At 48.6% G+C, this 1,746-nt stretch carries 1 rRNA gene; it reads right to left on the bottom strand.

From position 1 onward, the window contains the following. Nucleotides 1-28 precede the first annotated feature (28 nt). Nucleotides 29-1,602, bottom strand: a 16S ribosomal RNA gene (locus OEZ61_RS08010). Nucleotides 1,603-1,746: the final 144 nt, after the last annotated feature.

Genomic DNA, 1,746 nt, shown 5'->3' with positions numbered 1-1,746 from the left:
CTAATGTAAGTTTCCGAAATTTCCTTAGAAAGGAGGTGATCCAGCCGCAGGTTCTCCTACGGCTACCTTGTTACGACTTCACCCTAATCATCTGTCCCACCTTAGACGACTAGCTCCTAAAAGGTTACCCCATCGTCTTTGGGTGTTACAAACTCTCATGGTGTGACGGGCGGTGTGTACAAGGCCCGGGAACGTATTCACCGTGGCATGCTGATCCACGATTACTAGTGATTCCAACTTCATGCAGGCGAGTTGCAGCCTGCAATCCGAACTGAGAATGGCTTTAAGAGATTAGCTTGACCTCGCGGTTTCGCGACTCGTTGTACCATCCATTGTAGCACGTGTGTAGCCCAGCTCATAAGGGGCATGATGATTTGACGTCGTCCCCACCTTCCTCCGGTTTATCACCGGCAGTCTCACTAGAGTGCCCAACTAAATGCTGGCAACTAATAATAAGGGTTGCGCTCGTTGCGGGACTTAACCCAACATCTCACGACACGAGCTGACGACAACCATGCACCACCTGTCATTCTGTCCCCGAAGGGAACGCCCAATCTCTTGGGTTGGCAGAAGATGTCAAGAGCTGGTAAGGTTCTTCGCGTAGCATCGAATTAAACCACATGCTCCACCACTTGTGCGGGCCCCCGTCAATTCCTTTGAGTTTCAACCTTGCGGTCGTACTCCCCAGGCGGAATACTTAATGCGTTAGCTGCGGCACTGAAGGGCGGAAACCCTCCAACACCTAGTATTCATCGTTTACGGCATGGACTACCAGGGTATCTAATCCTGTTCGCTACCCATGCTTTCGAGCCTCAGCGTCAGTAACAGACCAGAAAGCCGCCTTCGCCACTGGTGTTCTTCCATATATCTACGCATTTCACCGCTACACATGGAGTTCCACTTTCCTCTTCTGTACTCAAGTTTTGTAGTTTCCACTGCACTTCCTCAGTTGAGCTGAGGGCTTTCACAGCAGACTTACAAAACCGCCTGCGCTCGCTTTACGCCCAATAAATCCGGACAACGCTTGCCACCTACGTATTACCGCGGCTGCTGGCACGTAGTTAGCCGTGGCTTTCTGGTTAAATACCGTCAAAGTGTTAACAGTTACTCTAACACTTGTTCTTCTTTAACAACAGAGTTTTACGATCCGAAAACCTTCATCACTCACGCGGCGTTGCTCCATCAGACTTTCGTCCATTGTGGAAGATTCCCTACTGCTGCCTCCCGTAGGAGTCTGGGCCGTGTCTCAGTCCCAATGTGGCCGATTACCCTCTCAGGTCGGCTACGTATCATCGTCTTGGTGGGCTTTTATCTCACCAACTAACTAATACGGCGCGGGTCCATCCCAAAGTGATAGCAGAGCCATCTTTCAAGTTGGAACCATGCGGTTCCAACTAATTATGCGGTATTAGCACTTGTTTCCAAATGTTATCCCCCGCTTCGGGGCAGGTTACCCACGTGTTACTCACCAGTTCGCCACTCGCTCCGAATCCAAAAATCATTTATGCAAGCATAAAATCAATTTGGGAGAGCTCGTTCGACTTGCATGTATTAGGCACGCCGCCAGCGTTCGTCCTGAGCCAGGATCAAACTCTCATCTTAAGATGAAAAGCTTAACTTAGCTCTTCTGAATAAATTGTTATTTTATAAGCGAATTGACTTCGCAATGTTTAATTCTTACAACCAAGTTGTAAGTTCCTTACACATCATCGATTATCAATCTTGTTCAGTTTTCAAAGATCTACC

The organism is Apilactobacillus sp. EABW-1NA (assembly GCF_030398685.1).
Lineage (GTDB): Bacteria > Bacillota > Bacilli > Lactobacillales > Lactobacillaceae > Apilactobacillus > Apilactobacillus waqarii.
This window is presented reverse-complemented; position numbering and strand designations above follow the sequence as displayed.